At 70.0% G+C, this 17,022-nt stretch carries 14 protein-coding genes and 1 pseudogene; 11 read left to right on the top strand and 4 right to left on the bottom strand.

The annotated features are described in order from the left end of the window. Window positions 1-129 precede the first annotated feature (129 nt). Both AB0M82_RS30880 and AB0M82_RS30875 read right to left on the bottom strand, forming a co-directional pair. Complete coding sequence (locus AB0M82_RS30880) at window positions 130-372, bottom strand: integrase core domain-containing protein (RefSeq protein ID WP_364729297.1); 243 nt, start codon at window positions 370-372, stop codon at window positions 130-132. 239 nt (window positions 373-611) lie between these two features. After that, window positions 612-1,298, bottom strand: coding sequence for an alpha/beta hydrolase (locus AB0M82_RS30875; RefSeq protein WP_364729294.1), 687 nt, complete (start codon window positions 1,296-1,298; stop codon window positions 612-614). A 38-nt stretch (window positions 1,299-1,336) separates the two neighbouring features. On the opposite strand from AB0M82_RS30875, the gene AB0M82_RS30870 reads away from it, so the two are divergent. After that, complete coding sequence (locus AB0M82_RS30870; RefSeq protein ID WP_364729291.1) at window positions 1,337-2,380, top strand: WYL domain-containing protein; 1,044 nt, start codon at window positions 1,337-1,339, stop codon at window positions 2,378-2,380. A gap of 256 nt (window positions 2,381-2,636) precedes the next feature. On the opposite strand, the gene AB0M82_RS30865 is transcribed toward AB0M82_RS30870, so the two are convergent. After that, complete coding sequence (locus tag AB0M82_RS30865) at window positions 2,637-3,992, bottom strand: ferredoxin reductase family protein (protein WP_364729288.1); 1,356 nt, start codon at window positions 3,990-3,992, stop codon at window positions 2,637-2,639. Between the two features lie 103 nt (window positions 3,993-4,095). Between AB0M82_RS30865 and AB0M82_RS30860 the strand changes: the two genes are divergently transcribed. Further along, on the top strand, window positions 4,096-5,148 hold the full coding sequence (locus tag AB0M82_RS30860; RefSeq protein ID WP_364729285.1) for a LacI family DNA-binding transcriptional regulator: 1,053 nt from the start codon (window positions 4,096-4,098) through the stop codon (window positions 5,146-5,148). Window positions 5,149-5,214: 66 nt separating this feature from the next. Here the strand turns inward: AB0M82_RS30860 and AB0M82_RS30855 are convergent, their stop codons facing one another. Then, the gene (locus tag AB0M82_RS30855) at window positions 5,215-5,805 is read right to left on the bottom strand and encodes a TetR/AcrR family transcriptional regulator (protein ID WP_364729282.1); all 591 of its coding nucleotides are present in this window, start codon (window positions 5,803-5,805) and stop codon (window positions 5,215-5,217) included. A gap of 150 nt (window positions 5,806-5,955) precedes the next feature. On the opposite strand from AB0M82_RS30855, the gene AB0M82_RS30850 reads away from it, so the two are divergent. From AB0M82_RS30850 to AB0M82_RS30810, 9 genes and pseudogenes are all read left to right on the top strand, one after another. Continuing rightward, complete coding sequence (locus AB0M82_RS30850) at window positions 5,956-7,428, top strand: APC family permease (protein ID WP_364729279.1); 1,473 nt, start codon at window positions 5,956-5,958, stop codon at window positions 7,426-7,428. Then, window positions 7,425-9,050 carry an amidohydrolase gene (locus tag AB0M82_RS30845; RefSeq protein WP_364729276.1) on the top strand — a complete coding sequence of 542 codons (1,626 nt, stop codon included), beginning with the start codon at window positions 7,425-7,427 and terminating at the stop codon, window positions 9,048-9,050. The genes AB0M82_RS30850 and AB0M82_RS30845 overlap by 4 nt, the downstream gene beginning before the upstream one ends. Window positions 9,051-9,060: 10 nt before the next feature. Then, window positions 9,061-9,369, top strand: a pseudogene (locus AB0M82_RS30840) (ATP-binding cassette domain-containing protein); the annotation flags it as partial. Window positions 9,370-9,461: 92 nt separating this feature from the next. Next, the gene (locus AB0M82_RS30835; protein WP_364729273.1) at window positions 9,462-10,421 is read left to right on the top strand and encodes an alpha/beta hydrolase; all 960 of its coding nucleotides are present in this window, start codon (window positions 9,462-9,464) and stop codon (window positions 10,419-10,421) included. Continuing rightward, window positions 10,418-11,476 carry an agmatine deiminase family protein gene (locus AB0M82_RS30830; RefSeq protein WP_364729270.1) on the top strand — a complete coding sequence of 353 codons (1,059 nt, stop codon included), beginning with the start codon at window positions 10,418-10,420 and terminating at the stop codon, window positions 11,474-11,476. The genes AB0M82_RS30835 and AB0M82_RS30830 overlap by 4 nt, the downstream gene beginning before the upstream one ends. Then, complete coding sequence (locus AB0M82_RS30825; RefSeq protein WP_364729268.1) at window positions 11,473-14,358, top strand: aminotransferase; 2,886 nt, start codon at window positions 11,473-11,475, stop codon at window positions 14,356-14,358. Before AB0M82_RS30830 ends, AB0M82_RS30825 begins: the two co-directional genes overlap by 4 nt. Window positions 14,359-14,364: 6 nt before the next feature. After that, entirely contained in the window at window positions 14,365-15,069 is a 705-nt protein-coding gene (gene ureA / locus AB0M82_RS30820) for an urease subunit gamma (protein WP_364729265.1), read from the top strand. Next, complete coding sequence (locus AB0M82_RS30815; protein ID WP_364729262.1) at window positions 15,066-16,745, top strand: urease subunit alpha; 1,680 nt, start codon at window positions 15,066-15,068, stop codon at window positions 16,743-16,745. Before ureA ends, AB0M82_RS30815 begins: the two co-directional genes overlap by 4 nt. Window positions 16,746-16,781: 36 nt before the next feature. Further along, window positions 16,782-17,022, top strand: a 241-nt coding sequence (locus AB0M82_RS30810) for a hypothetical protein (protein ID WP_364729259.1), incomplete at its 3' end; no start/stop codon positions are given.

Genomic DNA, 17,022 nt, shown 5'->3' with positions numbered 1-17,022 from the left:
CGCTCGCCGCACTCGGCCTCGTCGCCACGCCCTTCGCGGCTCCTGCGGAGGCCGCGCCACAGCGCTGCAGCGCCCCGGTCATCGGTCCCGTGGGTTCCATAAGTCGGTCACCAGCGCCGACCAGTGGCATTACGCGGCCCGTTCGTATTCGTTGATCAGGCCCCCGAGCACCTGCTGCCGCTTGATCCGCTGGAAGCCGAGATTTGCCACGGGGTGGGTCGGCCGTGGTGGGCAGAGCTCGCGGGAACGGTGCGGCCGTCGACCGTTGTAGTGCCAGAGGTACTCGGCGAGCACGGCGTGCAGGTGCCGCTCCCCCAGGATCAACATACGGTCGGCGAGCTCGGTTCTGACCGTGAGTACAAACCGTTCCACGTGGCTGTTCGCCCGTGGGCAGCGGGGGCGAAATCCTTATCGTCTCGCTGCCCACGTCGGCCAGGACGGGTCTGCCCACCTCTGGCCGCGCTCCGGGTGGTAGCCGATGCACCAGCAGCCACCGAAGATCCCGTTGTTGCGCTCGACAAGCTCCGCGAACACGGCCCACGTCGAGGCATCCAGCGGCCAAATCGTGTACGACACGCTTGAATCCTTTCGCGATCGACTGCGCTGCCGTGTCAGGCCGTGTCGGCCACTGCGGCGAGGAGGCGGGCAAGTTCGGTGGGTTTGGTGTGCATGGGCCAATGACCGGAGTCGATGTCGACGAAGTCGAGGTGTGCGGCCTTCGCGAGTTCGGCCGACTCGCCGGCGTTGATCCACTCCTTGGCCTGGGCAGGGGTGAACTCGGGACACACGACGACGACCGGCACATCGAAGCGTCGCTCGTCCGTCAGCCGCACGACGCCTGTGGCCACGCCCTCGGGAACGGGGATCGCGGTGGCCGCGAAGGCGCGTCTGGCCTCCTCGTCCAGGTCGACCGAGTCCGGTCCCTCGAAGGGGGTCCAGCCGGGGAAGGGCATGACGCCGTCCCGAAGCTCGAAGAAGTCGGCGTAGGGCTTTCCGTCGGCGGCCGGGAAGCCGCCGATGAGGACGGTCTTGGAGATCTTCTCCGGCCGCGCGTCGGCGGCCAGCCAGGCCAGGGTGCAGGCTGCCGAGTGCCCGACCACCATGGGCCTGCCCGAGGCTGAGTCCACAGCGGCGAGCACGGCCGCCACCTGGTCGTCGAGCGTGGCGGAAGCCGATCCGTCGCCCTGGCCGGGCAGGATCAGCGGCACGGGGTTGTGGCCGAGCGACCGCAGTGCCGACGCGACATCGTCCCAGACGGATCCGTCGAGCCACAGGCCCCCGATGAGCAGGACGTCCATGATCCATTCTCCTTTTTCTGCGCGGTCAGGTCACCGCGGTGCATCGTCACGTCACGCTAGAGCCAATTCCGGACAATCTGCTTCCGGTTCATCGGGTGATCGCTAGCCTGCTCGGGGTGCCGAACGAAATCAGTCCCACCGCGCGTGCACTGCGCGCCCTGGAGATCCTCCAGGCGCGTCCTGGTACAACGGCCGACCAACTCGCCGAAAGACTGGGCGTCACGGAGCGGGCCGCCCGCCGCTACGTCGGGATCCTCCGGGAGGCAGGCGTCCAGGTCGAGTCGAACCGAGGCCCGCACGGGGGGTACCGGCTCCGGCGCGGAACAAGGCTGCCGCCGATCGTGTTCACCCAGGCCGAGGCATTGGGCCTGGTCATGGCGGTGCTCGACGGCCAGCCGGCCGCCACCGAGGTTGACGACCCGGTCGGCGCTGCCCTCGGCAAGGTCATCCAGGCGCTGCCGGAGAGCGTCGGCCGGCAGGCTGCGGCGCTGCGCGAGCACGCCTCGGCCGCGCCCGACCGGCACTCGGCCCGCCCGGATCCCGCCACCACCAGCGCACTCGTCGCCGCCGTCGCGGCCCGACGCCGGGTGCTGATCACCTACCGGAGCGAGACCGGCAAGGAGTGGGAAGCCGAAGTGGACCCCTGGGCGGTCGTGGCCCGCCACGGGCGCTGGTACCTGCTGTGCCATTCTCACCGCGCGGACGCGATCCGTACCTACCGGGTGGACCGAATCCATGCGGTCGGGCAGACCACGCACGAGTTCGAGCCGCCCGACGATCTCGACCCGGTGGCGGCGCTGGAGGAGAACCTGGGCACCGGCTGGGAGTTCCCCACCCGCGTCGTGTTCCACGCCCCAGCGGCCGACGTGACGCCCTGGATCCGGCCTCCCATGGGGCGGCTTCACCCATGGGAGGACCAGTGCGTGCTCGTCGGCAGCACCAGCAATCCGGCCATGTACGCGCAGGAGTGGTTGGCAACCGTGCCGTTCGACTTCCGCGTTGAAGGAGGAGATGAGCTGCGTGCCGCGGTCGCGGCGGTCGCGACGCGTTTCGCCGCAGCCCTAACCCCCAAGGACGCCTAGGACACCCGCGTCGGCGCGGGTACTCGAAATCTGCTCTTTCCCGCGCAGGTGCTTTGGCCCGAGCGGCAGGGCCGGTGCCGGACGCGCCGCTGCACGCGGTCGTGAGGCAGGCCAGGGCAACGAGCCAGGGCAGGGGCTTCCGGTATCTCACTCGGGTCTCCTGTGCACGGTCGGAAAGGGCCACCGGCCTTCTCCGCCGACGTCACCATTTGTTTTCACATCGCTGTTCTCCGATCGCGCCCGCCGCCCCCGCTCGTCAGGCCAGGCTGAACCGCTCGGAGTGCACTTGCCGGCCGGGCACCTTCAGCCTGCGTAGGGTGCCGAGGACGGCCGAGGTCATCGCGGGCGGGCCACAGACGTACACGTCGCGTTCGGCTATGTCGGGTACCAGGGCACGGAGACTGTCCGGCTCGAACGGCGACGTTCCCTCTCCCGTGCGACCGGTGAGCAGGTGCAGTTGCCCGCCGCGGTCCACGACCAAGGCTCGAACCTCGTGGACCAGCACGGCGTCGTTCTCGTTGCGCATACGGTAGAGCACGACGACGTCGCCGGCCGTTTCCTCCTCCAGCAGGGCTCGGATCGGCGTGATCCCCACTCCTCCCGCGATCAGCAGTGCACCGGGCTGCGATCGGTGCAACGCGGTGAATGCCCCGTACGGTCCCTCGACGAACGCGCGGCTCCCGACCGGGACGTGCCGCAGGCCGGCGCTGGTGCTGCCGACCGCCTTGGCGGTCAGGCGCAACGTGCGGCCGTCAGGCGCCGCCGACAGCGAGAACGGATTCGCCGGCCACCAGTGGTTGTGCCCAGGGAACCGCCAGATGCAGAACTGGCCGGCCCGCGCCGGAAACCTGTCGAGGTGGCGGCCGGTGACGTGCACCGACACGACGTCGTCCGACTCCTGGACGACCTCCGCGACCTGGAACCGGTGATAGGCGTTGCGCCACAGAGGCAGCACAATCCTCCCCGCGACCAGGGCACCGAACGCGAACAGCCACAGGGCCCACCAGTACACCTTCGCCGGCACGGAAGAGCTGAAGGTCGTGGTCTCCAGCAGCTGGTGGACGAACGCCAGCCCCAACGCCAGGTACAGCAGCAGGTGCACACCGTGCCAGGTCTCGTACCGCAGCCGCCGCCTCACATACCGGGCGGAGACCGCGGCGACCACGACGACGATCATCGCGGCGCACATCCCGAGCAGGGAGGCCGGCACTCCCGCCAGCGCGAAGAACGTCTTCGTCATCGACGCGTCATCGAGCTTCGCGTAGCCGAGCACCACCAGCACGGCGTGGGTGAGGATGGTCCACAGCAGGGTGAAGCCGACCCATCGGTGCCACACCGTCAACCGGTCCATGCCGATCCGGCGGTCGAGCCACGGCAGCCGGGCCACCAGCAGCAGCTGGAGCAGCATCAGCACGGCGGCGTGCAGGCCGAAGAACTTGGCGACCGTGAGCACCTCGTTCTTGCCGGTCCCCGCGGTGAGGAAAAGGACCTCGACGATCACCAGGTTGACGACGACAAACGTCCACAGCGCGCACCGCGCCGCGACGACCGGAGCTACGGTGCGTTGCCGCACCTGGGAAATCCTCGTCCCCACCGATTCCCTCTTGTCCACGTGATCACTCCAGACTAGACATGACACGGCTCGGCCGCTGTCGCCGGTAGGTTGAGTGATTAACGTCTTAACCACAAGCAGGCACGGGGCTGTTGTGATGAACATGAAGAGCACTCGTGTCTGGCGGCGTCCCACGCTCGGGGCCGTGGCCGCACGGGCCGGGGTGTCCACGGCCACGGTGTCGAACGCGCTCAACGGCACCGGACGGCTGTCCGAGGCGACCAGGCAGCGCGTGATCGCCTCGGCACGCGAACTCGGTTACGCCCCTGCCAGCACAGCCCAGGCCGTGGCCTGCGGCAACACGGGAGTGCTCGGCCTGACGATGGCGACGTACGGCGACCTTCCCGTCCCGTACACCGAGATCCCGTACTACGCACAACTGGCGCTGGGCGCGATGGCGGCGGCGCACGAGCGCGGCTACATGCTCATGGTGATGCCGAGTTCATTGTCACCGTGGATGTGGCTCAACGCGCCGATGGACGGCGTCATCCACGTCGCACCGCGTGCCGACGATCCGGTGTGTTCCCTCCTGCGGGAGCGTGGCATCCCGATGGTCAGCGACGGCCAGCCGCCCCAGCCGCGCTGGGGCGACGCGTGGGTGGCCACCGACTACGACGCGGGCCTGCGCCTTCTGCTCAACCACCTCACGAAGGCAGGTGCCCGGCGGATCGGGTTGACGCTGCCCCTCCACGACGACGAGTATCCACACCTGATCGGACGCGCCTACGTGTCCTGGTGCGCCGAACGTGACGTGCCCGCCCTCGTCGAGGAGTACGCCTCGCTGCCCGACTACTTCACGGCTGAACGGGACGCGGCCGGCCGGCTGCTCAACCGCGATCCACGACCGGACGCCGTCATCGGCATCTACTCCGACTCCGGTCACAACATCCTCGCCGCCGCCCGGCACCACGGGCTTCGGGTACCGCGGGATCTGCTGGTGGCGTGCATCAGTGAGGATCCGGACTACGCGACGACGACCCCGCCGGTCACCACAGTCAGCCTCCGTCCGGACCGGGTGGGCTACGAAGCGGTCGACCTGCTGATCGCTCTCATCAACGCCCGCACCGGCGTGGACCGACGTCGACTCGTGCAGCCGGTGCTGGTCACTCGCCAGTCCACACGGCGCCCGGGGCGGGAGAGCAGTCCAGTCGACTGAACAGCGGAGCGCCGGGCTGCCGCGGTCGCGGGCCAGCAGTGCGACCGCGGCAGCCACACTCGTGGATCAGCCGGATGAGAGCCGGTGCCGCAGCGAGCCGACCAGGGCTTCCAGGCCCAGGTCGAAAGCCCCATCCGCCCGCTCACGCCCCGCCGGCGCCGCTCTGATCGCTTCGGCGAGCACGGGCAGGTCGTCGCGTTCGAAACGCCAGACATCGTCCGGTGCCACGAGGTCGAGCGCCGATCCCAGCGCGTAGGCGTCGAGGACGCCGATCCAGAGCACCACCTCGCCGACCGGTACCCCCGCGAGCCGCAGCAGTGTCGCGACCCGCTCGTAGCCCAGGAGCACCGAGCCGCCGGTCATCGTCTGCTCGTTCAGCAGCGGGATCAGGTTGGGGTGCTCGGCCAGCGCTCGCCGGTATTCCCGCATCCACCGGGTGATCTGCGCACCCCAGTCACTTCCGTCCAGCGGGGGTGGCTCGATCACCGCGACCAACCGTTCGCGCAGTGCTTCGATGATCGCCGCGCGGCCACTCAGGTGGTGGTAGATCGAGGACGCGCTCACACCGAGCCGCTCGGCCAGATCAGCCATCGTGAGCCGGCCGGCGGCGTCGATGGACGCCAGGGAGGCATCGAGGATCGCCTCGGTTGAGAGCAACCGTTTCCGTCGTTGAGCCACCAGGTCCTCCACTATATCGGTCACCACAGAGCGTAAGCATCGACGAAATCCTTGACGTCCTCGACGGGCCGCCGCATGCTTAAACGAATGACGTTCGGTTAAGCGTCCCAGGCCTGAGAGGACCCCGCCATGGCCGGATCTCCCTCCGTTCCCGAACCGAGTGGCTCGCTCAAACGTGGTGTCCTCGGCACCGGCAGCCTCGTCTTCATGGTGGTGGCCGCGGCCGCGCCGCTGACCGTCATGGCGGGCGTCGCGCCGCTGGCGATCATGGTCGGCGGAATCGGGGCACCGGTCGGCTACCTCGCCGCGGGCCTCATCCTGACCATCTTCGCGGTCGCCTTCACCCAGATGACCCGGCACGTCGGCAGCGCCGGCGCGTTCTACGCCTACATCGCGAAAGGCCTGGGCCGAGCGTGGGGCCTGGCCGCGGCGCTGCTGGCGCTGGTGTCCTACAACACGCTGCAGATCGGGGTCTACGGACTGTTCGCCGCGCAGGCGAAAGCGACCCTGGCCGACGTCTTCGGGCTGGACGTGCCGTGGCCGGTGATCGCGCTGGTGGCCGTCGCGCTGGTCCTCGTGGTGGCCTGGCTGGGCATCGACGTCGGCGCGAAGGTGCTCGGGGTCCTGCTCGTCCTCGAGTCGGGAATCCTGCTGCTGATGGCGATCGGCGTCCTGACGCACGGCGGCGCGGCCGGTCTCGACGCGAAGTCGTTCACGCCCGCCGCGGTGTTCAGTCCCGGCATGGGTGGCGTCCTGGCCTTCAGCTTCGCCGCGTTCATGGGCTTCGAGTCCACTGTGCTCTATCGCCGCGAGGCGCGGAACCCCGAGCGCACGATTCCCCGAGCCACCTACCTCGCGGTCGGGTTCATGGCGGTCTTCTACTGCTTCATCGTGTGGTCGGTAATCCAGGCCTTCGGCAGCGAGCAGGTGGTCGCGGCGGCCGGCGGCGACATCGCCGGCCTGTTCTTCACCGCGATCGGCACCTACGTCGGCCCCTGGGCGGCCACGCTGATGCACCTGCTGGTGATCAGCAGCGTCTACGCCACACAGCTCGCCTTCCACAACGCCATCACGCGCTACACCCACGCCCTCGCCCAGGACGGCGTCCTGCCCGCCTGGCTCGGCAAGGTCCATCCCCGCTTCGGCTCGCCCTACCGCGCGAGCATCGTGCAGACCGTCCTCGCGGTCGTCGTGATCGCGGTGTTCGCCGTCGCCGGCGCCGACCCGTACACCAGGCTGCTGCTGTGGGTGAACACCCCTGGCGTGATCGGAGTCCTCGTGCTGCAGACGCTGACCGCCATCGCGACCGTCGTGTACTTCCTGCGCCGCAACCGATCCGTCAGCACGCCGCTCGCGGTCGCGGCCGGGATCGCGTCCTCGCTGTTCCTGGCCGTCGCCACCTACATCCTCGTCGACAGCGTCGGCATGCTCACCAGTGCATCGACCACCGTCAACGTGGTGCTGGTCGGCATCGTCCCGGCCACGCTGCTGATGGGCGGACTGCTCGCCCTCCGGTTGCGCAGCCGGCGGCCCGCGACGTATGCCCGCATCGGCGAAAGCGACGGCGAAACCCACGCCACTCCCGAAGGGATCCCCGCGTGAACCCGGACCTCGTCGTCTGCGCCGACACCGTCCACACCCTCACCGGGGACGACCGCCCGGTCCAGGCGATCGCGATCACCGGCGGCGTCGTCACCGCGACCGGCACCCGCCGCGACGTCCGTGACTGGCGCGGTCCGCGGACCGAAGTCGTCGATCTCGGCGACGCCACCGTCACCCCCGGCCTGATCGACGGGCACACCCACCCGGTGATGGGGCTGCAGCTCACCGCCGACGTCGACCTGTCCGCCGCCCGTTCCCTCGACGAGGTGCGGCACCTGCTCGCCACCGCGGCCGCGGACCGAGCGCCGGGCGAATGGCTCCAGGCGTGGGGCCTGGACCCCAACCTCTTCGGCGACCAGCCGATCACCAGCGCCCCGATCGCGGCCGCGGTCGGTGGCCGCCCGGCTTTCGTGCGGCTGTTCGACGCGCATTCCGCGCTGGCCACCCCCGCCGCAATGCGGATCGCAGGCGTCGACGGCCCGCGGCGATTCGCCCAGCGATCGACCGTGGTCTGCGACGAAAACGGCCAACCGACCGGCCTGCTGCTGGAGTCCGCCGCCATGGACCTGGTCGCCGCGCACATGCCGAGGGAACCGGTCGCCGTCCGGGCGGCCCGGCTGCGCGCGCTGCTCGGCGAAATGGCCGCCACCGGGCTCACCGGCGGCCATGTCATGGACCTGCTCGGCGACAGCGCCGAAGTCGTCGCCGCCGCGGAAGAACTCGGCGAACTCCCGCTGCGGCTGCGGTTCGCGCCCTGGTGCGATCCCGGTGTCGACGCCGACGGGCTGGCCGAGCTGATCGACGTCCAGGGACACGGCGGACGCCGGTGGGAGATCGGTGGCGTGAAGCTCTTCATCGACGGCACCATCGACAACGGGACCGCGTGGCTGGAGGAGGCCGACTCGCACGGCGAATCGACCGACAGCTTCTGGACCGACCCCGCCGCCTTCTCCAAAGCCGTGCGCACCCTGGCCGCGGCCGGCGTCCCGACGGCGACCCATGCCATCGGCGACGCCGCCGTCCGGTACGCCCTGGAAGCCCTCGACGGACTCGGCCGTCCTGCGGCGGCGTCGCACCGCATCGAGCACATCGAGACGCTGCCGACCGAACTGATCGACCGGTTCCGGAGGCAGGGTGTCGTCGCGAGCATGCAGCCGATCCACTGCCACTTCACCAGGGCCGACCACAGCGACAACTGGTCGTCCCGCCTCGGCCGCGAACGCGCCGACCGAGCCTGGCGCTGCCGCGACCTGCGCGACGCCGGAGTCCCCGTCGTCCTGGGCTCCGACTGGCCGGTCGCCCCGTTCGACCCGCGCCGGGTCCTCGCCGCGGCCCAGCTGCGCCGTCCGCCGGGCGAGCCCGGCGTCCCACCCGTGCAACCGCGGCAGGGACTCACCCCGCTGATGGCGCTCGAGGGCTACACCCGGCTCGCCGCCGCGGCTGCCGGCCGCACCGGCACGATCACCGCCGGAGCGGCGGCCGACCTCACGGCCTTCACGCTCGACCCCTTGCGCGCCGATCCCGACGAACTGGCCGACGCACCCATCGCCCTCACCGTGGTGGCCGGCACGGTGGTCCACCGCGAGCCGGCGCTCGCCGGGTACCAATCCGGCCACAGGTAGGCCGACCCCCATGCGGCACGTAACCGTTGCTACGAAGCCATTCGGCCGTGGCTGGCGAACTGAAGCCGTCGGCCCGGTGAAGGTGCTCGGGGCACCGAAAACGGCGGCGCGGGAGCAGGCCCGCGACCTGCTGGCGCGGGTCGGTCTCGCCGACAAGGCGACCTCGCGGCCGTCCGCGTTGTCCGGTGGCCGGCAGCAGCATGTCGCCATCGCTCGCGCGCTCGCCATGAAGCCGGAGCTGATGCTGTTCGACGAACCGACCAGCGCCCTCGACCCGGAAATGGTCGGCGAGGTGATCACGGTGATGAAGGACCTGTCGGTAGCGCTGCCGGGCGCCGCGCTCGGCTACGAGGTGCTGTACCTGCGCCGTCGTCGCGACACCCATTTCCTGGTCGACGCGAGGGAGGACCGGTGAATCCGCTCGACGGCATCGATCCCGAACTGCGGGCACCGCTGGACGAACTCCGCGAGAAATTCCCCGGTGGGTTGTACGCCATCGAAGACCTGGCCGAGCGCAGGCGCATTGATGCCATGCTCGCGGCAGAGACGGTCGAAGCGGTCAAGGCCACCCAGACGTGCTCGACCGAAGACGTCTGGGTGCCTGGCGCGGACGTGCCGGTGCGCATCTACCGGCCCAGGCGGATTCAGCCGGCCTCGCCCGCGGTGTTCTTCATCCACGGCGGCGGGATGTACCTCGGTGATCTCGACTACGAGCACGCGACGGCCGTCAAGATCTGCGAGGAACTCGGGGTGCTCGTCGTCTCCACCGGCTACCGCAAGGCGCCCGAACACCCGCACCCGGCACCGGTCGACGACTGCTACGCCGCCCTCGGCTGGATGAGCGCCAACGCGACGTCGCTGGACTTCGACCCAGGGCGATTGGCGATCTTCGGGGGAAGCGCGGGTGGCAATCTGGCCCTGGCCACGGCCCTCAAGGCGAGAGACCTCGGGGGAAGTCCGCTCTGCTATGTCGTGGCCCTCTACCCCATGGTCGACCACCGGAACACCACGAGGCCGGCGCACGAAGTCGGGCCTTGGGACCGAAGGGCCAACGCCGAGGCCTGGGAGTGGTTCCTCGCCGGGCAGGAGCCCGACGGATACGCGGCTCCGCTCCACGCGGAGGACCTGGCCGGCTTGCCGCCGACGTTCATCGACGTGGGCACCGCCGATCTCTTCCGGGACGAGGACCTCGCGTTGGCACAGCGGCTTCTCGCCGCGGGTGTCTCCACGGAGCTGCACGTCTATCCCGGCGTCTATCACGCTGCCGAGTACTACGCGCCCGACGCGGAAGTGGCATGTCACATGTGGACGGTCCGGTTCCGGGCGCTTCGCCGGGCTCTCGGCATCCAAGACCGAGGAGAGCAGTCATGACGATTGACCAGGAGCACCCGATGTCTTGGCGGATGCCTGCCGAAACCGAACCGCAAGCGCGGGCGTGGATGGCTTTTCCCACCCTCGACTCCTACCTCGCCGACAGCCCCGAGGCCGCCGACCGTGCCCGGACCGCCTGGGCCCGGGTCGCGCACACGATCGCCGAGTTCGAGCCCGTCACCATGGTCGTCGATCCGGCCGAGACCGAGGCGGCCCGGAGCCACCTCGACGAGGAGAAGGTCGAGATCGTCGAGGCGCCGCTGGACGACGCGTGGATGCGGGACATCGGCCCGACCTTCGTGGTGGACGAGTCCGGGCAGCTCGGTGCGGTCGACTGGGTCTTCAACGGCTGGGGCGAGCAGACCTGGGCGAGCTGGGGCAAGGACGAGCGCATCGGATCCTTCGTGGCGGAACGCGCCGGCGCCAAGCTGGAGGTCTCGCGAATGGTCAACGAGGGCGGCGGAATCCACGTCGACGGCCTCGGAACCGTGCTCGTGACCGAGACCGTGCAGCTCGACCCGTGGCGCAATCCGGGCTGGACGAAGGCGGACGTCGAGGCGGAACTGGCTCGCACGATCGGCGCCGGACACGTCATCTGGCTGCCGCGCGGCCTGTATCGCGACTCGTTGCGGCTGGGCACCCGGGGACATGTCGACATGACCGTCACGATTCCTTCGCCCGGCCTCCTCCTCGTGCACGTCCAGGAGGAACCGATGCATCCGGACCACGCCATCAGCCGCGAGATCCTGGACGTCGTCCGCGACACGCGAGACGCCGCCGGCCGGCCATGGGAGATCATCGAAGTCCCCGCGCCACGGATCGTCCGCGACAGCTTCGACTGGGTCGACTACAGCTACATCAACCACCTGGTCGTCAACGGTGGCGTGATCGGGTGCGCGTTCGACGACCCGAACGACCGGCAGGCCAAGGAGATCCTCGAGGCGGCCTACCCCGGGCGGGAGGTCGTCATGGTCCCGGCGAAGGACGTGTTCGCCGGTGGCGGCGGCATTCACTGCATCACTCAGCAGGAACCGGCCACCGGAGGGCGTGGATGACGACCGGAATGGATTTCTTCGACGCCGTCACCCTTCCCGCGCCCCGCGTCGACGAGGCGTGGGCCCGAAGGGTCGCGCAGGAGTCGTTCGGCATGGATGCCGTCGCGCACCCGCTGGGCAGCAACCAGGACGCCAACTTCCTCATGCGGACGTCGTCCGGGCAGCCGGTGGCGGTGCTCAAGGTGTCGAACCCGGCCTTCAGCGCCGCCGAGGTCTCGGTCCAGGACGCCGCTGCCGACCGGATCGCCGCCGCCTGTCCGGAGCTGAGGGTCGCGCAGGTGCTTCGCGCCGACGACGGAACCGTCCGGCGCGCGACGGTCGCCACCCCGGACGGCCCGGCGGTCGCCCGGCTGATCCGATTCCTGGACGGCGGCACCCTCTTCGACAAGGGGTATCTCGATCCACGAAGCGTGGCCCGGCTGGGCGAGGTGGCAGGCAAGGTCGACCTGGCGCTCGCCGACCTCACCGGCGACGGACTCGACCGGGTCCTTCAGTGGGACCTGCGGTACGCCGACCGGACGGTGGCTGCGCTGGGTTCGTCGCTGCCCGCGGCTCGACGTGCCCGGATCGAAAGCGCTGCGGCGAGGGCCTGGGATCTCGTCGCGCCGCTCGTGCCCTACTTGCCGGTCCAGGTCGTGCACCTCGACGTCACCGACGACAACACCGTGCTCGGCGCGGACGGCCTCGTGGACGGGGTGATCGACTTCAGCGATCTGACCAGAACGTGGACCGTCAGCGAGCTCGCGATCGCGATCTCCTCGATCCTGCACCACCCCGGCGCCGAGCCGGCCGACGTCCTGCCCGCGGTGCGCGCTTACCACTCCCTGCGCCCGCTGTCCGACGCCGAAATCGAGGCGATCTGGCCACTCGTGGTGCTGCGTGCCGCCGTCCTGGTCGTCAGCGGCTGCTACCAGGTGGCCCTCGACGGTGACAACTCCTACGCGGAGACGCGCCTGGTCCGGGAGTGGCGCATCGCGAACCAGGCTCTTTCCGTCCCGCCCGAGGTGATGACCGCGCTGATCCGCGACGCGCTGGGCCTGGGCACGAGCGGCGTTTCCCTCGCGGACGGCGTCCTGCTCACTCTCCCCGACGCGGTGGTACTGGACCTGTCCCCGCAATCGTCCCTTATGGACGATGGTGCGTGGCAGGACTCCAAGATCGCGGAAACGCTTGCCACGCATCGACTTGCGGCCGGGCATCGAGCTGTCGTGACGAAGTTCGGCGAGGCCCGCCTGGCCGGAAGCCCAGCGCTCGACCAGGAGTCGCCTGCCTCGGTCGCGACCGGGATCGACCTCTGGACGGCCGGTGCCGAGGAACTCAGGGCACCGTGGGACTGCGAGGTGTCCTCCACCGGCCCCGGCATCGTGTTGCGTGCGGGCGACGTCGAGCTGGCAGTGCACGTAGTCGACGCTCGCGCCGCGGGAGCCGTGGTGGCCGGCACGGTCGTAGCGACGACGGTGCCGCGTGGCCGGACCCGGATCACGGCGGGCTACCGGGCGGAAAGGGTCCCGGAAGGCGTGGCCCCGAAGTACGCACCGGGCTGGCTGGCCACGCTCGCCGACCCCGCTCCCCTGCTCGGGCTGCCCGCGACGAGCAGCGTCGCCGATTCCGTGCTGGAGCAACGCGAACGGGCCCTGGCCGAGGTCCAGGAGCACTACTACCGCGAGCCGCCCCGGATCGAACGCGGCTGGCGCCACTTCCTCGTCACCGAGGAGGGACGTCCACTGCTGGACATGATCAACAACGTCGCGGTGGCCGGTCACTCCCACCCCCGCATCGCCCGGACCGCCGAACGTCAGCTGCGGCTGCTGAACACGAACTCCCGGTTCCACTACGAGGCGATCGCGGCGTTCGGCGCCCGGCTCGCGGACCTCGCGCCCGATCCGCTGGACACCGTCTTCCTGGTGAACTCCGGCTCGGAGGCGGCGGACCTGGCGATCCGGCTCGCGCTCGTGGCCACCGGCCGATCCGACGTGGTCGCGATGAGCGAGGCCTATCACGGGTGGACCTACGCCTCGGACGCGGTCTCGACCTCCGTCGCCGACAACCCGAACGCGCTGCACAGCCGGCCGAGCTGGGTGCACACCGTCCCCGCGCCCAACCCGTACCGAGGCCGGCACCGAGGCGCCGACGCCGTCCGATACGGACCCGAAGCGGCCGCGATCATCGACGAGCTGGCCGCGTCCGGACGACCGCCGGCCGGCTTCATCGGCGAGTCCTACTACGGCAACGCAGGCGGAATGCCGCTGCCGGAGGGGTACCTCGCCGCCGTGTACTCCGCGGTGCGCCGCCACGGCGGCCTGGCGATCGCCGACGAGATCCAGGTCGGCTACGGCCGGCTCGGCCACTGGTTCTGGGGATTCGAGCAGCAGGACGTCGTTCCCGACATCATCGCCGTCGCGAAGGCGGTGGGGAACGGCGTTCCCGTGGCCGCCGTCATCACCAGCCGCGCCGTGGCCGGGAAGTACCGCGAGGCCGGCTACTTCTTCTCCTCCACCGGAGGCAGCCCGCTGTCCTCACGCATCGGCCTGTGCGTGCTCGACATCATCCGGGACGAGGACCTGCAGGGAAACGCCCGCGACGTCGGCGGCCATCTCAAGGCACGGCTCGAGGAACTGGGGCAGCGCCACGACATCATCGGCGCCGTCCACGGCTCCGGCCTGTACCTGGGCGTGGAGCTGGTTCGCGACCGGACCACGCTCGAACCCGCGGCGACCGAGACGGCGGCCATCTGCGACCGGATGCTCGACCTGGGTGTCGTGATCCAGCCGACGAGCGACCGGATGAACGTGCTCAAGGTGAAGCCACCACTGTGCCTCGACGAGTCCGCCGCCGACTTCTTCGTCGACACCCTCGACCGGGTGCTGTCGGAGGGGTGGTGATCGGCCGTGCGGCTCACGCCCGGTGAACGGGACCGGCTGCTGATCTTCACCACGGCCGAGCTCGCGCGGCGCCGGCTGGCCCGTGGGCTGCGGCTGAACGTGCCCGAGGCCACCGCGCTGATCGCCGACACGGTGTGTGAAGCCGCCCGCGACGGACGCCGGCTCCACGAGGCGATTTCCGCGGGCCGGGCCGCGCTCGGTCCGGAAAACGTGCTTCCCGGCGTGCCGGAGGTCATGGGCGACGTGAAGGTCGAAGCGGTGTTCGACGACGGCACGAGGCTGGTCGTCGTGACCGACCCGATCGGTGCGGCGGCCGCCCCCGGCACCGCGCCCGGAGCGATCGAGCTCGGACCCGAGCCGCTGACGGACTGGCCGGAGGCGGTGACGGTGTCCGTCACCAACACCTCGACGGTGCCCATCAGCGTCACCTCGCACTTCCACTTCTTCGAGGCCAACCCGAGGCTCCGGTTCGACCGGGCCGCGGCGTACGGCATGCGGCTGGCGATTCCGGCCGGCTCGACGATCCGGTTCGGCCCCGGCGAGCACAAGGCCGTCGACCTCACGCCCATGGGAGGGGACCGCGTCGCCATCGGCTTCGCCGGTCTCGTCGACGGCCCGCTGGACGCCCCCGGGGCGAAGGAAGAAGCGCTGCGCCGCGCCATCGCCTGCGGTTACCAACACGAGGAAACGACCGAAGGGGACCGACGATGAGCTTCACCGCAAGCGACTACGTCGCCGCCTACGGGCCCCGGAAGGGCGATCGGGTGCGGCTGGGAGACACCGGCCTCGTCGTCGAAGTCGAGGCTGACGCGAGCAAGCCCGGCGAAGAGTTCATCGTCGGCTTCGGGAAGACCGCCCGCGACGGGCTGCACATCCTGGCCGCGACCGCCCGGCAAACCTGCGACCTGGTCATCAGCAACGTCCTGCTGATCGACGCCGTCCAGGGCGTCCGCAAGGCGTCGATCGGAATCCGCGACGGACGCATCGCCGGCATCGGCCGGGCCGGCAACCCGAACACCCTGGAAGACGTCGACGTCGTCGTCGGCAGTGGGACGACGATCATCGCGGGCGAGGGCCTGATCGCCACGGCCGGGGCGATCGACACCCACGTCCACCTGCTGTCGCCCCGGGTCATCGAGGCCGAACTCGCCTCCGGCGTCACGACGGTGATCAGCCAGGAATTCGGGCCGGTGTGGGGGCCGGGGATCAGCACGCCATGGGCGCTGCGCCACGCGTTCAACGCCTTCGACGCGTGGCCGATCAACATCGGCTTCCTCGGCCGGGGCTCGGTTTCGGCCCGCGAGCCACTGGTGGAGGCCCTCGTCGAGGGCGGCGTGTGCGGGTTCAAGGTCCACGAGGACATCGGAGCGCACACCCGTGCGCTCGACTCCGCGCTCACCGCCGCCGAGGAGTACGACGTCCAGGTGGCGCTGCACACCGACGGGCTCAACGAGTGTCTCTCGGTCGAAGACACCCTGGCCGTGCTCGAGGGGCGGACCATCCACGCCTTCCACGTCGAGGGCTGCGGCGGCGGACACGTGCCCAACGTCATGCGGCTGGCCGGAGAGCGCAACATCATCGCGTCTTCGACGAACCCGACGCTCCCGTTCGGCCGCGACGCGGTCGACGAGCACTTCCACATGATCATGGACGCCCACGACCTCAAGGCCGATCTGCCCGGGGACGCGCTGATGGCCAGGGAAAGGATCCGAGCGAGCACCATGGGCGCCGAGGATGTGCTGCACGACCTGGGCATCATCGCCATCACGTCGTCCGACGCGCAAGGGATGGGCCGAGCGGGCGAAACGTTCCGACGCACCTTCGCCATGGCCGCCAAGATGAAGAACGAGCGCGGCTCAACGGACCTGCGGCACGACAACGACCGGGCGAGGCGCTACATCGCCAAGCTCACGATCAACCCCGCGATCGCGCACGGCATGGCCCACGAGATCGGGTCACTGGAGGCCGGGAAGCTGGCCGACATCGTTCTGTGGCGCCCGGACCACTTCGGCGCGAAACCGGAACTGGTCCTCAAGGCCGGTTTTCCCGCGTACGGCGTCACGGGCGACCCGAACGCGAGCATCGACAGCTCGCAACCGCTGGTGATCGGCCCCCAGCTGGGCGGGTACGGTCCCACGCCCGCCGACCTGTCGGTCGCGTTCGTCAGCCAGGCCGCCGCCGAATCGGAGGACGATCGCCTGACCACCCGCAGACGTCGGGTAGGCGTGCGCGGAACCCGCGGGATCGGCCCGGCGGACATGATCCACAACGATCGGACCGCCGAAGTCCGGGTAGAGGACCAGACGGGACGCGTCACCGTCGACGGCGAGCCCGTTTCCTCCGCGCCGGCGGGCTCCGTCGCTCTCTCCCGCCTTTATTTCCTCTAAGCGTCCGGAGACACACCGATCATTGAAAGGTGACGCGTGCCGAGCAACAGTGTCTGCGCCTCGCAGATCGCGTTCTACAACGCGATCACCCGGTACACCTTCGGATGTCAACGCCGCCTGCCGGCGGCCACGGAGGCCTTCCTGATCCACGCCGACGCCCCAATGTGGCGTTCGGTGCGTCCAGCGCACCCAATGATGCTCCTATGGTTTGTCAAGGGTGAGGTGGTGGATTGCGGCGAGGTCTGCGGTGAGGTGTGGGTAGATTTCGCGGGCGACG

It is taken from the genome of Amycolatopsis sp. NPDC051128, from assembly GCF_040682715.1.
Lineage (GTDB): Bacteria > Actinomycetota > Actinomycetes > Mycobacteriales > Pseudonocardiaceae > Amycolatopsis.
This window is presented reverse-complemented; position numbering and strand designations above follow the sequence as displayed.

What these genes read in the sequence shown, in the direction of transcription:
- AB0M82_RS30860 (WP_364729285.1), top strand. Translation starts at nt 4,096, where the DNA reads ATGAAGAGCACTCGTGTCTGGCGGCGTCCCACGCTCGGGGCCGTGGCC.
- AB0M82_RS30815 (WP_364729262.1), top strand. Translation starts at nt 15,066, where the DNA reads ATGAGCTTCACCGCAAGCGACTACGTCGCCGCCTACGGGCCCCGGAAG.
- AB0M82_RS30875 (WP_364729294.1), bottom strand. Translation starts at nt 1,298, where the DNA reads ATGGACGTCCTGCTCATCGGGGGCCTGTGGCTCGACGGATCCGTCTGG.
- AB0M82_RS30825 (WP_364729268.1), top strand. Translation starts at nt 11,473, where the DNA reads ATGACGACCGGAATGGATTTCTTCGACGCCGTCACCCTTCCCGCGCCC.
- AB0M82_RS30850 (WP_364729279.1), top strand. Translation starts at nt 5,956, where the DNA reads ATGGCCGGATCTCCCTCCGTTCCCGAACCGAGTGGCTCGCTCAAACGT.
- AB0M82_RS30830 (WP_364729270.1), top strand. Translation starts at nt 10,418, where the DNA reads ATGACGATTGACCAGGAGCACCCGATGTCTTGGCGGATGCCTGCCGAA.